The organism is Streptomyces sp. NPDC007875 (assembly GCF_042868035.1).
In the GTDB taxonomy this organism is placed as follows: Bacteria; Actinomycetota; Actinomycetes; order Streptomycetales; family Streptomycetaceae; genus Streptomyces; species Streptomyces antimycoticus.
In genome coordinates this window covers 433,113-448,281 of the sequence record NZ_JBIADZ010000002.1, presented here as the reverse complement: position 1 = coordinate 448,281, position 15,169 = coordinate 433,113, and the positions used below count along the sequence as shown (strand labels likewise).

Below are 15,169 nucleotides of genomic sequence, written 5' to 3'. Positions count from 1 at the left end.
CGGCTACCGCTTCGGGGTGGCTCCGGGCACCGGCCGGACCGGAACGTACTTCTGGGTGTCGAAATCGATCACCACCGGCTGAGGTGCGGAAGCCACGCCGACGCGAACCCGGTACATGGTGCCGTCCGAGCCGATCCAGTAGCGCACGGCACCCTGCGTACCGGACGTGGCACGGGCGCTCGGCCCGGTCATGATGTCCACCTCATGGCCGTCCAACCGGTCCTGCCCCACCCAGGCGGCACCGTTCTGTGGCAGGAGTTCGGCGTTGTCCGGCCGGTCGCTGCCGAGCTTCAGCACGATGGCCAGCGAACTGTCCAGCGAACTGCCGTAGTTCTGGAGCGGACGGCTGTACCAACCCGACGCCGGCGGCCGTGCCGGTGCCTTCGCCGGGGTGTTCGCCATCGGGTGGACGAACACGGTGGTGGCCGTCCACTGGATCAGCCCGTCGCCGGACGTATCGCGCCCGGTGCCGTGCACCGTGCCGTAACCGATCTTGCGGCGGTAGTCGACGGATCCGGTGATGGTCAGCCCGCCAGCGGTGTTCGGCACGTTGATCGTCACGGCGCGCCCGCCCGCCTGGTAGTTGTGGAACCGCGTGACCGCCAGACGGCTCGCCTGGTCCGAGGTCAATTCCCTTGGGCCGGTGGGAGCGGAGCCGCGGCTCGCGACCAGGAACGTGGTCACCGCGACGGCCACACCGCCGATGACGACTGCTACCCAGCGTGGCCGCAGCCATCGGCGCCGACCGGCCGCGGGCCGCGAGAGACCTTTCTTGATTGGCATACTCCGCGCGCGGCGCATTGCTAATTTCTTCCGCTCATTCATCCTCTGCTCTCCCCCCGATCTTGGCGACCAACCGGTACAGTATCGTCCCTGGTAGGGCGGTTCAGGATGACTATTCAGACTTTTGTGCTGTTTCCGTGTGAGGAAGCGAGGACAAGTGCGACTGGCCTGGGGAAGGCATTCCCGAGTCCCTGAATTTGCTCCATCCGCCAAGACGACCAAGAACGACCGGGCCCACCGAACAGCGGTGGGCCCTTTTCATGGCCGACGTGACACCCGGGCCGGGAAGCGGATGCACGGCTGAATACGGGTGGGTCGGTTCACATCACGAGGGGAGTGTGATGGCTGTGCGAAAAGTGTGTAGAGATTTACGCCGGACAGCCGGAAAGCATGCGGGTCCGCTGGCACGAGCGGGCCTGTGCGCTGTCTTGCTGTTGGGCAGCGCCATGGGCGCGACAGCCGGGACCGCCACCGCTTCGACTGGCGACGGAACCCTGACAGTTCAGGTGCTTCGGGATTTCTTCGGCACCGGCGTGATCAACGCGACCATGGATGTGCCGCAGCGGGGCATGAAGGTCGAGGTGTCGGACTCTGCCGGCCATCGGGTCACCGGCACCACGGATGCCACCGGAAAGGTGGTGGTATCGAAGTCGACCGAACTGACCGGCGGCCAGTACCGCGTCGATGTCGCCATCCCGGCGCCGTACGACAAGTATCTGCAGGCGGCACCCGCCTCGACGGCTGAAAACCACTTCGACAGCTTCACGACGTTCGTGGATGTGTCGGGCGGCAAGGACGACTCGGTCATCACCGGGGTCTGGAATCCGGCTGACTACGCGCTGCCGGACACCCGGTATTTCGTGCCGATCCAGAACACTGCCGACGGGCAGGACACTCGGGCACTGGTGGCGTTCGGGACGGACAAACGAGGTACATGTCCTGGCGAGACGGCGTGCCCGACCACGCTCAACACGCAGGACCAGGTGGGCACGACATTCGCGCTCGCCTACGACAAGCACCGGAAGCGGCTGTTCCAGGGCGCGTTCGCCCGGCGGTACACCCCGTACGGGCCGGACGGAGGTGACGCGATCTACACCACGCCGACCGACGGCGGGAGCGCGCCGACCCTGTTCGCGAAGGTGCCGGGCGCCGCGGTGACGCCGCACGACGCCGGCAACATGATCAAAGACGCCGGGTTCACCAATGCGCCGGGCAAGGAGAGCATCGGCGGCCTGGCCCTGTCGGAGGACGGCTCGACGCTGTACGCGGTGAACCTGCTGACCCGGCGCCTGGTCAGCTTCGACGCGACCGGGGCCACCGCGTCCGCGCCAAAGGCGACGGTGAGTATTCCGGACCCGGGCTGCGCGGGGTCCACCGACTGGCGGCCGTTCGCACTGTCCACCCACGACAACAAGCTCTATGTCGGTGGCGTGTGCAGTGCGGAGAGCACACAGAAGCGCGAAGACCTGAAAGCCGTCGTCTACACCTACGACGGCGAACAGTTCGACACCGTGCTGACCCAGCCGCTCACCGCCAAGCGCGGCTCCGTCTTCGGTTCCGACGACGTCGTCCAGGCCACCCACTGGAACCCGTGGAACACCTCCCTGGCCACATGGGACGAACGGAAGGTGGGCAGCGTCTTCATCGATCCGCAGCCGGAGCTCGCCTCTCTCGCCTTCACCCGCGACGGTTCGATGATCCTCGGTTTCCGCGACAGGTTCATGGACGTCGTGAGCTGGGGTGGACTGGACCCGAGGCCGAACAACAACACCCCGGAAAACGGCATGGCCGGCGGCGACATCACCATGGCCTGTGCCACTCCCACCGGTGGATACGCATGGGAAGGCACCGGAAGCTGCCCCAACCACGCCGGCCCCGCCACCGATGGCGGCCAGGGCAACGGTGTCGTCGAGTACTTCCCGGGCGACTTCTTCCGCGGCGCGCACCTGGAGACCGCGCTGGGGTCGGTGGCCTACATTCCGCAGCAGCAGTGGGTCGTCAGCACGGAATTCGACCCGACCGTCAACGTCGCAACCTCCGGGACCGGTTACTACGACGTCACGACCGGTCAGGGCCCGGGCAACGCTCCGGCCACCAACGCGTACCAGTTCGTCAGTCAGGAACAGAGCGGGTTCGGTAAGGCCGGTGGGCTCGGCGATATCGCGTATGAGGCGGCGAACGCGCCGATCCAGATCGGCAACCGGGTGTGGTTCGACGGCGACCACAATGGGATCCAGGATCCCGAGGGTGCCGACGAAGTGCCGCTGCCGGACGCGACGATCAACCTGCTGGACGCCGACGGCAAGCAGGTCGCCACAACCAAGACCGATGCCGCCGGCGAGTACTACTTCGGTGGAGTCGGCGCCGCCTACGAGCTCAAGCCGGGTGCGAAGTACACGGTGGAGTTCGATGTGTGTACCGCGGACACCAGCAAGGTACCGACTCAGCCGCCGACCAGCGAGCTGCGGTTCACGCTCCCGCGGGCCGGTGGCAACCGGGCACATGACTCGAATGTGACCCCGCCGAAGACCGGACGGCTGTGCGATGGACGCGCACCTGTCACGGCGCCGGGCAAGCCGGGAGAGGTCGATCACACGATCGACGCCGGCGTGCACATCCCCGAGGAATCGCCGACCCCGACGCCGACGCCCACTCCGCCGTCGTCAGAGCCGCCGACCTCCGAGCCGCCGACTCATGAGCCGCCCGCTTCCGAGCCGCCCAACAACCCGGGTCCCCAGGGTGGCGGAGGCGGAGGCGGTGGTTCGCTGGCCAACACAGGTACGTCCGGCCTGCTGAAGATCATCTCCCTCAGTGCCCTGCTGGCCGGTGCGGGCGCGGCATTCGCATTCATGACCCGGAAGCGTCGCGCCGGACAACACTGAACAACGCTGAACGGTGGGTGATCCGCCCATGAGCGCTGACGAGCCCCGTCCGTATCCGGACGGGGCTCGTTCGCGTGTGGTACCGGCGAGCCTTACATCCCGCCCTCGGACATCCCGTGCACGGCCGGGACCGTACCGAGACGCCCCTTCTGGAAGTCCTCGAACGCCTGCTGGAGCTCCTTGCGGGTGTTCATGACGAACGGGCCGTAGTGGGCCATCGGCTCGCGGATGGGCTGTCCGCCCAGGAGGACGACTTCGAGCTCCGGAGTGTGGGAGTCCTGCTTCTCGTCCGCGCGGACGGTCAGCGAGCCGCCGTCGCCGAAGACCGCCGTCTGACCCACCTGAACGGGGCGGCGCTCGGTGCCGACGGTGCCGCGGCCCGCGAGGACGTACGCGAGGCCGTTGAAGTCCTCGCGCCACGGCAGGACGATCTCCGCACCCGGCGCCAGCGTGGCGTGGATCATCGTGATCGGCGTGTGGGTGATACCGGGACCGTGGTGGCCGTCCAGCTCACCGGCGATGACCCGCAGCAGGGCGCCGCCGTCCGGGGTCGTCAGCAGCTGCACGTTGCCACCACGGATGTCCTGGTAGCGGGGCGCCATCATCTTGTCCTTGGCCGGGAGGTTCACCCACAGCTGCAGACCGTGGAAGAGGCCGCCCGACATGACCAGCGACTCCGGCGGCGCCTCTATGTGGAGCAGACCCGAGCCGGCCGTCATCCACTGGGTGTCGCCGTTGGTGATGGTGCCGCCCCCACCATTGGAGTCCTGGTGGTCGAAGATCCCGTCGATGATGTACGTGACGGTCTCGAAGCCGCGGTGGGGGTGCCAGGGGGTGCCCTTGGGCTCGCCCGGCGCGTAATCCACCTCGCCCATCTGGTCCATCATGATGAACGGGTCGAGGTGCTGGTAGTCGATCCCCGCGAAGGCCCGGCGCACCGGGAAGCCCTCCCCCTCGAAACCGCTGGGGGCGGTGGTGACGGCGAGCACGGGGCGCTGTCGTGCCTCGGCGGGTGCCGCGACGCGCGGCAGGGTCAGCGGGTTCTCTACGGTCACTGCGGGCATGACGGCCTCCTCGGTCGTTCACCATTCAACTTAATTGAATGGTGAACGACTCGCAAGAGGGCCTTTATTTCCACCCGAGCGCCCCGCGAGACGAACGGCGATATCCGGACCTATCCGTACATACGCCTCATCGCGAAGTCCACCATCTGCTCCACCGCCTTCGCGTCGAAGACGATCCGGTGCTCACCCTCCATGTCGAGGACGAAGCCGTAGCCGGTGGGCAGCAGGTCGATCACCTCGGCGCCGGTGATCACGAAGTACTTGGACTCCTTGCCCGCATACCGCCGCAGCTCCTTGAGCGAGGTGAACATGGGGATCACCGGCTGCTGGGTGTTGTGCAGCGCCAGGAAGCCGGGGTTGTCACCGCGCGGGCAGTAGACCTTCGAGCCCGCGAAGATCTGCTGGAAGTCCTCGGCCGGCATCGAACCGGTGGTGAAGGCGCGCACCGCGTCGGCGAGCGACGGCGGCGAGGGCTCCGGGTAGAGCGGCTGCTGGCCGTAGCCCGCACCCGCCTGCGCGTGATGTGACGCATGCGGCTGCTGTTGCGGCGGAGGTGGCGGAGCGGCATAACCCTGCCCTGCGCTCGCGTTCTGGTCGTAGCCGTACATGCGAAGAAGCGTACTGAGTCACAGTTACCCGGTTGAGGGTTGCCCTTTATTACCCACGGGTAGCATTATGGCGACAGCTGATCTGATACGCGTCAACGCAGAGGTCCTGGCCTCCCGATCCCTTACGGAGCCGTCGCCATGGGGCACTACAAGTCGAATCTCCGCGACATCGAGTTCAACCTCTTCGAGGTGCTCGGGCGCGACACGGTGTACGGCACCGGCCCGTTCGCGGAGATGGACGTCGAGACCGCCAAGAGCGTGCTCGCGGAGATATCCCGGCTCTCCGAGCATGAGCTGGCCGAAAGCTACACCGACTCCGACCGGAACCCGCCCGTCTTCGACCCCAAGACCCACACGGCGCCGCTTCCCGAGTCGTTCAAGAAGAGCTACCGGGCCTATATGGAGGCCGAGTGGTGGCGGCTGGGCGTCCCGGAGGAGCTCGGCGGCACGGTCTGCCCCCGCTCGCTGCTGTGGGGCTCGGCCGAGACCATCCTCGGCTCCAACACCCCGATCTGGATGTACGCCTCGGGCCCGGCCTTCGCGGGTGTGCTGCACGACGAGGGCACCGAGGAGCAGCTCAAGATCGCCCAGCTGATGGTGGACAGGCAGTGGGGCTCCACCATGGTGCTGACCGAGCCGGACGCCGGCTCCGACGTCGGCGCGGGCCGCACCAAGGCCGCCCAGCAGGAGGACGGCAGCTGGCACATCGAGGGTGTGAAGCGGTTCATCACCTCCGGTGAGCACGACCTCTCCGACAACATCATCCACTTCGTGCTGGCCCGGCCCGAGGGCGCGGGGCCCGGCACCAAGGGGCTGTCGCTGTTCATCGTCCCCAAGTACGACTTCGACTGGGAGACCGGTGAGCTGGGCGAGCGCAATGGCGTCTACGCCACCAACGTCGAGCACAAGATGGGTCTGCGGGTCTCCAACACCTGTGAGCTGACCTTCGGCGCCGACCACCCGGCCAAGGGCTGGCTGCTGGGCGACAAGCACGACGGCATCCGCCAGATGTTCAAGATCATCGAGTTCGCCCGGATGATGGTCGGCACGAAGGCCATGGCCACCCTCTCCACGGGCTACCTCAACGCCCTGGAGTACGCCAAGGAGCGGGTGCAGGGCCCGGACCTGGCGGCCTTCACCGACAAGACCGCCCCGCGCGTCACCATCACCCACCACCCGGATGTGCGTCGCTCGCTGATGACGCAGAAGGCGTACGCGGAGGGCCTGCGCGCCCTGGTCCTCTACACCGCATCCGTCCAGGACGAGATCCTGGTCAAGGAGGCCGCGGGCGAAGACGCCTCCGCCCTGAGCCGCCTCAACGACCTGCTGCTGCCCATCGTCAAGGGCTACGGCTCGGAGAAGGCGTACGAGCAGCTGGCGCAGTCCCTGCAGACCATCGGCGGCTCCGGCTACCTCCAGGAGTACCCGCTGGAGCAGTACATCCGGGACGCCAAGATCGACACGCTCTACGAGGGCACCACCGCCATCCAGGGCCAGGACTACTTCTTCCGCAAGATCGTCCGGGACCAGGGCCAGGCCCTGACCGTCGTCTCGGAGGAGATCAAGAAGTTCCTGGCCGAGGCCGCCGGGGGCGAGGAGCTGGAGGCCGCCCGGGACCAGCTGGCCCAGGCCGCGGTGGACCTGGAGGCGATCGTCGGCGCGATGCTCACCGACCTGGCCGCCACCGAGCAGGACATCAGCTCGATCTACAAGGTCGGTCTCAACTCCACCCGGCTGCTGCTGGCCTCCGGCGACGTGATCATCGGCTACCTGCTCCTCAAGGGCGCGGCCGTCGCCGCCGAGAAGGTGGGCACCGCCTCCACGAAGGACCGGTCCTTCTACGCGGGCAAGATCGCCGCCGCGAAGTTCTTCGCCCACGAGGTGCTGCCGGGCGTCTCGGTGCAGCGCTCGCTGGCCGAGTCGGTCGACAAGGGGCTCATGGACCTGGACGAGTCCGCGTTCTGAGGGCCCTCTTCCCTCCTCCAGGGGGCCGGCCGTCCCCTCCTCCAGCGGGGCGGCCGGCCCCCTGGCCTGTGCCCGCGGACGTCGTCACCACCCCTCGTCACCGCTCCTCGTCACCGCTCCTCGTCACCGCTCCTCGTCGTCGGGCGGCCGCTCCCGCAGGGCCCGTTCGACCTCCTCCCGGGCCCACCGCCGGAGCTCCTCGCCCTGGGCGAGGAGCTCATCGACCGACTCGCCCCCGCCCTCCGGCGGGCGCGGGCGGGCCCTCAGCTTCTCCAGCAGATCCCGGCACGCCTCGTCCTCCGTGGCGAACCGGCTGGTGTCCCGGTCCAGGGAGCGCTCCCTCAGCCCGGTCTCCCAGCCGCCGTCCGGAGCGGGGCGCAGGTAGTAGTAGGCGTCCGGCTGGACCGGAATGTCCTGCACTCCCGGGATGTCGTACAGCGCGTCCGGCACCTGCTCGTCGCGCAGGGTTGTGACGAGTTCCGTTCTGTCCACCGGTTCAGGATCCGCCCTCAGTTGAGTGCGCGCAGATTACCCGCCGCGACCAACTGGGGGATCGAAGGACCGGTCAGATACTGGAGCCCGAAGCCGGGTTGTCCGAACCAGGGCCGGATGGGACCGGCCTCGACCAGGAAGGGCTCGGTGACCTCATAGAGGTGATAGCCGTGTGGATAAGCCGGGTCGATCGTGTTGAGGTTGCTGGGCGGCAGCGCGCGCTCCTCGTAGGGCGTGCCCGCCGGGGCGAGGAAGTGGCCGAAACCGCTCCCGAAGAGATCGACCTTCTGACCGACCTTCAGCCTGATCGTGGTGTGCAGCGGCGTTCCGTTGAGCAGCACCCAGCCGTCGGGGTACGGGAACCACCAGCCGCTGGTCTGCTCGTTCCAGTAGCAGTCCAGGAACGCGGAGGAGGTGGGGAAGTGGTCGAGCCGTTCATAGCCTTCGAGCATCCGCCCGATCGCTCCGTACCGGGGGAGCTCCGCGGGGCCGAGCCGCCAGTCGCCCTGGTAGTAGCGCTCACGCGGCGGGTTGGGTGCAATGCTGGTCCCCCCGATGCGGTCCATGGTCGGACAGGGAGGGTGGCCCTTGCCCTCACCGTCCCCGCCGTTCCCCGGACGCGGGCCGGGCGAGGGCGCGGCTGCCGGCTCCGGGGCGGCCACGGGCGACAGCCCCGCGGCGAAATCCGTGACGGGCTTGGCCATGGCAGGTCCGCCTGCGCACAGCAGCAGCAGCGACCCCAGAACGACAAGCAGGTGGCGAAGAACGCGCATCCGGTATCCCCTTGAGTTACGACTCAGTGCGGCGTTGCTCGGTACACGGGGAATATCGACCGATTCTCCCGAATTCTCGCCTTACCTGACGTGCTTTCATCAGATTGGATCAACGTGGCCCCACAGATGGATGCCACGACCCGCACCAGGGCGAGCCACCCCCGGCGAATCTATGCTGAGCACATGAGCGCACAACCCGGCATCGACCGCGGCCACACCGATGACCTGATGTCCTTCCTCCGCGCCAGCCCATCGCCGTACCACGCTGTGGCGAGCGCCGCGGAGCGGCTGGAGAAGGCCGGGTTCCAGCGGATCGAGGAGACGGCGTCCTGGGACGGCGCGGCCGGTGGTCGGTTCGTGCTGCGGGGCGGTGCGATCATCGCGTGGTACGTACCGGAGGGGGCGGACCCCGCCACTCCGTATCGAATTGTCGGTGCTCATACCGACTCTCCCAATTTGCGAGTCAAGCCGATTCCCGACACCGGTGCGCACGGCTGGAGACAGATCGCCGTCGAGGTCTACGGCGGGGTGCTGCTCAACACCTGGCTCGACCGCGACCTCGGGCTCTCCGGCCGGATCTCCCTACGAGACGGCTCACACCATCTCGTCACCATCGACCGGCCGCTGCTGAGAGTGCCGCAGCTCGCCGTGCACCTCGACCGATCCGTCAACACCGAGGGCCTCAAGCTGGACAAGCAGCGCCATATGACGCCCATCTGGGGGCTCGGCGGCGTCGAGGAGGGCGACCTGATCCGCTTCGTCGCCGAGGAGACCGGTGTCGCGGCCGAGGAGATCGCCGGCTGGGACCTGATGACGCACAGCGTCGAGCCACCCGCCTACCTCGGCCGGGACCGCGAACTGCTCGCCGGTCCGCGGATGGACAACCTTGTCTCCGTGCACGCCGGTACGGCCGCGCTCATCGCCGCCGCCTCCCGTCAGGAGCTGCCGTACATCCCCGTACTGGCCGCCTTCGACCATGAGGAGAACGGCAGCCAGTCCGACACCGGCGCCGACGGCCCGCTGCTCGGCACGGTGCTGGAGCGCTCGGTCTTCGCCCGTGGCGGTGCGTACGAGGACCGGGCCCGCGCCTTCGCGGGCACCGTCTGCCTGTCCTCCGACACCGGCCACGCCGTCCACCCCAACTACGCCGAGCGCCATGAGCCGGGCCACCACCCACGGCCCAACGGCGGCCCGATCCTGAAGGTGAACGTCAACCAGAGATACGCCACCGACGGCGCCGGGCGGGCCGTCTTCGCCGCCGCCTGCGAGCGCGCCGGGGTGCCCTGGCAGAGCTTCGTCTCCCATAACTCGATGCCGTGCGGCACCACGATCGGTCCGATCACCGCCGCCCGGCACGGCATCGCCACCGTCGACATCGGCATCGCGATCCTGTCCATGCACTCGGCACGGGAACTGTGCGGAGTGCAGGACCCGCGGCTGCTGGCCAAGGCACTGCACGCCTTTCTGGAGGGCTGAGTTGGACTTCTCCGTGCTCGGACCGGTGACCGTCATCGCGGGACCGCCGACAGCGCCCATCGAGCTTCCGCTGGGGCCCGCCAAACGGCGCAGCGTGCTGGCGATGCTGCTGCTGCGGCCCAACGCGACGGTGTCCGTGGAGCAGTTGATAACCAGCCTGTGGGAGGACGAGCCGCCCGCCCACGCCCGCACCGTCATCCAGGGCCATGTCTCCCGGCTCCGCGCCGCCCTGGCCGAGGGCGGCGCCGAGGACCACGGTGTCGAGCTGGCCACCCACAGCTCCGCCTATCTGCTGCGCATCCCCGAGGCGCTGATCGACACCCAGCGCTTCGACCAGCTGACCGCCCAGGCCAGCCCGGAGTCCGCCCCCGGCGAGGCCGTCCGGCTGCTCCGCCAGGCGCTCGGCCTGTGGCGCGGCCCGGCGCTCACCGGGACCGTGGCCAGCCCGCCGTTCGCGGCCGCCGCGCACGCCCTGGAGGAGCGTCGGCTGAGCGCCGTGGAGGCCCTGGCACGGGCGCACAAGGCGCTGGGCGAGCATGAGGAGGCGGTGCGCGCCCTGCATCCCGCCGCCGTCGCCAACCCGCTGCGCGAGGGGCTGATCGCCGCCCTGATGCTGGCGCTGTACCGCTCCGGACGGCAGTCCGACGCCATCGCCTGGTTCCACCGCACCCGGCAGCTGCTCGACGACGATCTGGGGGTCGACCCGGGCCAGCGGCTGAGCGCCGCGTACCAGGAGATCCTGCGGGCGGCGCCCGAGGCGGACGGGCCGCAGGGCGCCGCCGAGAGCGCCGGAACGCCGGGCCCCTCGGTGCCGTCGGCCCCGTCGCATCCGCAGTCCGTGGCCGCCGCCGCGTCGGCCGCCGCGCCCGTACCCGAGCTGCTCCCCCGGCCCCCGGCGGGCTTCCACGGCCGGGGCGCGGAGCTGGCCGAGCTGACCCGGCTGACCCGGGGCAGCGCCGAACCGGCCCAGGGCGGCGCGGCGGGCGGCTCCGGTGGCTATCCCCAGGAGGGCGGCATCGCGCTGCTCACCGGGCCCGCCGGGGTCGGCAAGACCGGTTTGGCGGTCCACTGGGGCCATGCCCAGGCCGCCGCCTTCCCCGACGGACGGCTCTTCGCGGATCTGCGCGGCTTCAGCGGCGGCGAGGCGACGGTGCCCGCCGAGGTGCTGCGCGAGTTCCTGCTCGCCCTGGGCACCCCGGCCGAGCAGATCCCCACCTCGACCGAGGCCGCGTCCGCGCTGTACCGCTCGCTGGCCGCCCGCCGCCGGCTGCTGGTGGTGCTGGACAACGCGGGCAGCTCCGCCCAGGTGCGCCCGCTGCTGCCCGGCGGACCCCACTGCGCCACTCTGGTCACCAGCCGCAGCAGGCTGGACGGGCTGATCGCCACCGACGCCGCCCGCCCCGTACGGCTGCACGCCCTCGGCACCGAGGACGGGGTGGCCCTGCTGGGCGCGCTGCTGGGCCCCGCCCGGGTCGCCGAGGACCCGGAGGCCGCACGGGAGCTGGTGGCCCTGTGCGACGGGCTGCCGCTGGCGCTGCGCGCCGCCTCCGCCCAGCTGATGGCCCGGCCCCGCTGGCGGCTGGCCCGGCTGGCCACCGCGCTGCGCGACGAGCGCCGCCGGCTCGCGCTGCTGTCGGCGGAGGACACCGGAGTGGCCGCCGCGCTGCGCAACTCCGTGGCCCGGCTCTCGGCGGACGACGCGCAATTGCTGCGGGCCCTGGGCACCGGTTTCGCGCGGGAGGTCAACACCGCCGAGGCGGCCGCGCTGTCGGGCGCGGACCCCGAGCTGATCCAGGACTCCCTGGAGCGGCTGGCGGAGATGCACCTGCTGGACGAGGAGGCCACCAACCGCTACGTCATGAGCGACCTGGTGAAGCTCTTCGCCCAGGGCGACGGGAGCGGGCGCGGCGAGACCCCCGGCGAGGCGTCCGGCGGGGCCTCCGGCGAACCGTCACAGGGGGCCTGAGCAGCGGTGAACAGCGGGGCGTTAGCGGGACGTTAGCGGGCGGCAGCCGTTCACCAGCCGAACGGCAGCGGGTCCGGACAGGCTTGAGCCGTACCGGAAAACGCCCGAACGCCCGCTGAGGGGAGACCCGCCATGCCGCTCACCACCGCTCGCCTCGCCCACCGCGCCGGCACCCTGCGCTCGGTCGCGGCCGGCCTTACGGTCGTCGCCGCGGGCATCACCCTCGCGGCGTGCGGCACCGCCGACGCGTCGGGCGTGAAGACGGCCGGCAAGGCCGAGAGCATGGCCTCGGCCGTCCCCACCGCCAACGAGGAAGGCCTCCAGGGCGGCGCCCAGCAGGCCGCGCGGGACACGGTGGCGGGCGGTGCCGACGCCGGGGCCCAGGGCGGTCTGGGGGCCGGCAGCGGCGTCGAGGGCGAGACCGGCGTCTGCCGTCTCGACACGATGTCGGTGAGCGTCACCTCCGTGCCCCGGCCGGCCAACCATCTGCTGCTGGAGATCACCAACCAGTCCGGGGTGACCTGCCGTCTCGTCGGCTCCCCTGTGGTGCGGTTCGACGACGGGCGGGCGGTCGTGCCGCAGGACGAGGAGTCCCGGCCCCAGACGGTCGTCACGCTGCCGCCCGGCGAGAGCGGTTACGCGGGCCTGACCACCTCCGCGACGGGCGCCCCGGCCGCCGACGGCCGTAAGGCCACCGGGTTGACCGTCTCCCTCCCGGGCGAGGACAGCCGCCGCGCCGTCGACCTCCCCGGCGACTCGGTGGAGGTCGGGGAGGGGACGGAGGTCGGCTACTGGCAGAGCGACGCGTCCGACGCCCTGCTCTGGTGACCGCTCGGCCCTCTCTCCGGTGACCGCTCGGCCCTCTCTCCGGTGACCGCTCGACCTTCCACTCCGGTGACCGCTCGATTCCGAGCCACTCAGCCGGGCAGGTAGCCGCCTCCCCCCGGCTACCTGCCCCGGACGGCCCCCGCCTCGGCGGGGGCCGTCTCGTCATGTCCCAGGGCACCGTCCTCCCTGTCCCGCTCCTGGCCCTTCCCGTGGGCGTCTTGGCAGGTCATCAGGGGCGCGCCCGGATGGGACGTCCCAAAGGACGGCTCGGCCCCGGAAAGGCCCCGTCCCGCGGCCCACAGTGGTTCCCGTCGCCGCGGCGAACGGCCCGGCGGCCTCGACCGAGCCGTGCCGACGTCCGCCGTCGGCGCTCTCATCAAGGGGGAATCCAGACATGACGCACTCCACCAGCGGCGGCCGACGCCGGATCTTCCTGCGCAGGGTGGTCCCCGCGATCGCCGCGGCGGGCATCGGCGCCACCGGACTCGTGGGCTGCTCGGGCTCGGACGACACCGCGGGCCATGACGCCAAGGCGGCGAGGGCCGGGAAAGTCGCCGAGAAGGGCGTGACGACCCGCGACACCACATCGGCCCAGGGCGGGGCCGCCGCCCTCAAACTGAAGACGACCACGGGGGAGTTCGGCACCAAGGCCGCGGCCACCGCCGCCTTCCCCACCTGGGGCACCCGCTGGGTGGTCCACCAGAGCGCCGACACCGGCTCCCCGTCCGTCGGCATGCTCAACAAGGACGCCCCGGGCCAGGACCGCATCACCGCCGACTACCAGGTCAACACCGGCAAGAAGGTCTGCGAGGACGGGGCCTGCTCCACCTACATGGCCCATATCACCGGGCCGGTCAACGGCTTTGTGACCGTCGTCGCGGTGGACATCCCGCAGGACTCGCTGCCCGGCGTCCCGGTGCAGAACGGCGGTGGTGAGCCGCCGAAGCCGCCGCAGACCGGCGGCACCCGCGCGGAGGCGCTGCAGCGGGCCGCCACCTGGCTGACCGCCAACAACGGCGGCCGGGTGCCCTACAGCCAGGCCCAGGTCTGGAAGGACGGCTACCGCCAGGACTGCTCGGGCTATGTCTCCATGGCGCTGGGCCTGCAGGCGCCCGGCACCAACACCGTGGGCCTCACCGGTTCCAGCCTCACCAAGCCGATCGCCCTCAACGACCTCCGGCCCGGGGATCTGCTGATCGACGCCTCCGGGAACAACAACACCCGCCATGTCGTGATGTTCGAGAAGTGGAACGACGCCGCCCGCACCTCGTACACCTCCTACGAGCAGCGCGGCGACTTCGGGACGGATCACACGACCCGTCGCTACGGACTGGAGCCGGGCAGCGAGTACAAGCCCTACCGGCCGCTGAAGTTCACGGACTGATGCGTTCCTGACCCCGGTTCCTGCAACGAGCGGCACGTCCACCTCGGGGGTGTGGACGTGTCGCTCGGCATGTTCATGATCCCGTGCTGCAATGGTGTACGTGCCAGCGCATCCGAATCGCCCAGAGAACCCGCGACGCAAGCCGCTTGCCCCGCTTCCCGAGGAACTCTCAGGCCCGGTAAGGGAGTTCGTGACCGCACTGCGCCGGATGCACGGCGAACTGGGACTCAGCCTGAAGGAACTGGAGGGGCGGCTGCCCGCCAGCCGGTCCTCCCTCTCCCGTTATCTGCGCGGCCAGAGCCTCCCCGACGAGCGGCTCCTGGCCCAGTGGGGCAAGCTCTCCTTCACCGCCGAGGACCGGCTGCCCGAACTGGTGACCCTGCTGCACCGGGCCACCGAAGCCGAGGCCGCCGTGCAGGCCGCCGAGGGGACCGGGCCGGAGCCCGGCGCGTCCGTGTCGCCACTCCCGGGACAGCCTCCGGAGGGCCGGCCGTCCCGGCGCCGGCTGCGGCTCACGCTCGCGGCGGTGGGCGCCGTCGTCGTCATCGCCGGGGGCACGGCCGGGATCATCGCCCTCCGGTCGTCCGACGACGGCGGGTCCCCAGGCGGCGCGGCGGGTTCCTCACCCCTGGGCGACGCCCGGATCACCGTCTACAACGCCGAGAAGGACTGCCAGAACAAGCGCGTCCGCGCCTGCTCCCTGGGCCTGGCCGAGGATCCGTACGTGGCCTACCGCCCGTCGAACATCGTGGGCCGGGCCTGGCACGGCGATGTGCTGCGCGCCGACTGCCGCATCGCCAACGGCGTCACGGTGACCGACGAGGCGGGCGGGCACAGCAGCATGTGGTTCCGCGTCTTACAGGACGGCAAGCGGATGTGGGTGCCGGGCATCCGGATCCGCCAGGACCAGGTGCAGTACTCCACGCTGCCCAACTGCCCCGACTGACC

At 70.2% G+C, this 15,169-nt stretch carries 12 protein-coding genes; 7 read left to right on the top strand and 5 right to left on the bottom strand.

The genetic code is table 11. The annotated features are described in order from the left end of the window. Positions 1-3: 3 nt before the first annotated feature. A complete protein-coding gene (locus ACFYOY_RS05755; RefSeq protein WP_388585004.1) occupies positions 4-696 on the bottom strand; it encodes a hypothetical protein in 693 nt (230 codons plus the stop codon). 533 nt (positions 697-1,229) lie between these two features. Between ACFYOY_RS05755 and ACFYOY_RS05750 the strand changes: the two genes are divergently transcribed. After that, positions 1,230-3,665, top strand: coding sequence for an SdrD B-like domain-containing protein (locus tag ACFYOY_RS05750; RefSeq protein ID WP_388585294.1), 2,436 nt, complete (start codon positions 1,230-1,232; stop codon positions 3,663-3,665). 92 nt (positions 3,666-3,757) lie between these two features. Here the strand turns inward: ACFYOY_RS05750 and ACFYOY_RS05745 are convergent, their stop codons facing one another. After that, positions 3,758-4,729, bottom strand: coding sequence for a pirin family protein (locus ACFYOY_RS05745; RefSeq protein ID WP_351883512.1), 972 nt, complete (start codon positions 4,727-4,729; stop codon positions 3,758-3,760). Between the two features lie 110 nt (positions 4,730-4,839). Further along, positions 4,840-5,337, bottom strand: a complete 498-nt coding sequence (locus tag ACFYOY_RS05740; protein ID WP_014053638.1) for an SseB family protein — start codon at positions 5,335-5,337, stop codon at positions 4,840-4,842. Positions 5,338-5,475: 138 nt separating this feature from the next. Between ACFYOY_RS05740 and ACFYOY_RS05735 the strand changes: the two genes are divergently transcribed. Next, complete coding sequence (locus tag ACFYOY_RS05735; RefSeq protein ID WP_351883514.1) at positions 5,476-7,302, top strand: acyl-CoA dehydrogenase; 1,827 nt, start codon at positions 5,476-5,478, stop codon at positions 7,300-7,302. A 123-nt stretch (positions 7,303-7,425) separates the two neighbouring features. Here the strand turns inward: ACFYOY_RS05735 and ACFYOY_RS05730 are convergent, their stop codons facing one another. Further along, positions 7,426-7,794, bottom strand: a complete 369-nt coding sequence (locus ACFYOY_RS05730) for a hypothetical protein (protein ID WP_351883516.1) — start codon at positions 7,792-7,794, stop codon at positions 7,426-7,428. Positions 7,795-7,811: 17 nt separating this feature from the next. After that, positions 7,812-8,567, bottom strand: a complete 756-nt coding sequence (locus tag ACFYOY_RS05725; protein WP_351883518.1) for a TNT domain-containing protein — start codon at positions 8,565-8,567, stop codon at positions 7,812-7,814. Positions 8,568-8,750: 183 nt separating this feature from the next. Here ACFYOY_RS05725 and ACFYOY_RS05720 point away from each other — a divergent pair, with 183 nt between their 5' ends. The 5 genes from ACFYOY_RS05720 to ACFYOY_RS05700 all read left to right on the top strand — a co-directional run bounded on the left by ACFYOY_RS05720 (position 8,751) and on the right by ACFYOY_RS05700 (position 15,167). Further along, positions 8,751-10,043, top strand: a complete 1,293-nt coding sequence (locus ACFYOY_RS05720) for a M18 family aminopeptidase (protein WP_059143800.1) — start codon at positions 8,751-8,753, stop codon at positions 10,041-10,043. 1 nt (position 10,044) lies between these two features. Next, positions 10,045-12,009, top strand: coding sequence for a BTAD domain-containing putative transcriptional regulator (locus ACFYOY_RS05715; RefSeq protein ID WP_351883520.1), 1,965 nt, complete (start codon positions 10,045-10,047; stop codon positions 12,007-12,009). A gap of 132 nt (positions 12,010-12,141) precedes the next feature. Next, entirely contained in the window at positions 12,142-12,837 is a 696-nt protein-coding gene (locus ACFYOY_RS05710) for a DUF4232 domain-containing protein (RefSeq protein ID WP_351883522.1), read from the top strand. Positions 12,838-13,231: 394 nt separating this feature from the next. Further along, complete coding sequence (locus ACFYOY_RS05705) at positions 13,232-14,221, top strand: hypothetical protein (RefSeq protein ID WP_351883524.1); 990 nt, start codon at positions 13,232-13,234, stop codon at positions 14,219-14,221. A gap of 190 nt (positions 14,222-14,411) precedes the next feature. After that, a complete protein-coding gene (locus ACFYOY_RS05700) occupies positions 14,412-15,167 on the top strand; it encodes an XRE family transcriptional regulator (protein WP_388584996.1) in 756 nt (251 codons plus the stop codon). Positions 15,168-15,169 lie beyond the last annotated feature (2 nt).

Coding starts and splice junctions, on each gene's coding strand:
- ACFYOY_RS05745 (WP_351883512.1), bottom strand. CDS start 4,729: ATGCCCGCAGTGACCGTAGAGAACCCGCTGACCCTGCCGCGCGTCGCG.
- ACFYOY_RS05735 (WP_351883514.1), top strand. CDS start 5,476: ATGGGGCACTACAAGTCGAATCTCCGCGACATCGAGTTCAACCTCTTC.
- ACFYOY_RS05705 (WP_351883524.1), top strand. CDS start 13,232: ATGACGCACTCCACCAGCGGCGGCCGACGCCGGATCTTCCTGCGCAGG.
- ACFYOY_RS05750 (WP_388585294.1), top strand. CDS start 1,230: ATGGGCGCGACAGCCGGGACCGCCACCGCTTCGACTGGCGACGGAACC.
- ACFYOY_RS05710 (WP_351883522.1), top strand. CDS start 12,142: ATGCCGCTCACCACCGCTCGCCTCGCCCACCGCGCCGGCACCCTGCGC.
- ACFYOY_RS05740 (WP_014053638.1), bottom strand. CDS start 5,337: ATGTACGGCTACGACCAGAACGCGAGCGCAGGGCAGGGTTATGCCGCT.
- ACFYOY_RS05725 (WP_351883518.1), bottom strand. CDS start 8,567: ATGCGCGTTCTTCGCCACCTGCTTGTCGTTCTGGGGTCGCTGCTGCTG.
- ACFYOY_RS05720 (WP_059143800.1), top strand. CDS start 8,751: ATGAGCGCACAACCCGGCATCGACCGCGGCCACACCGATGACCTGATG.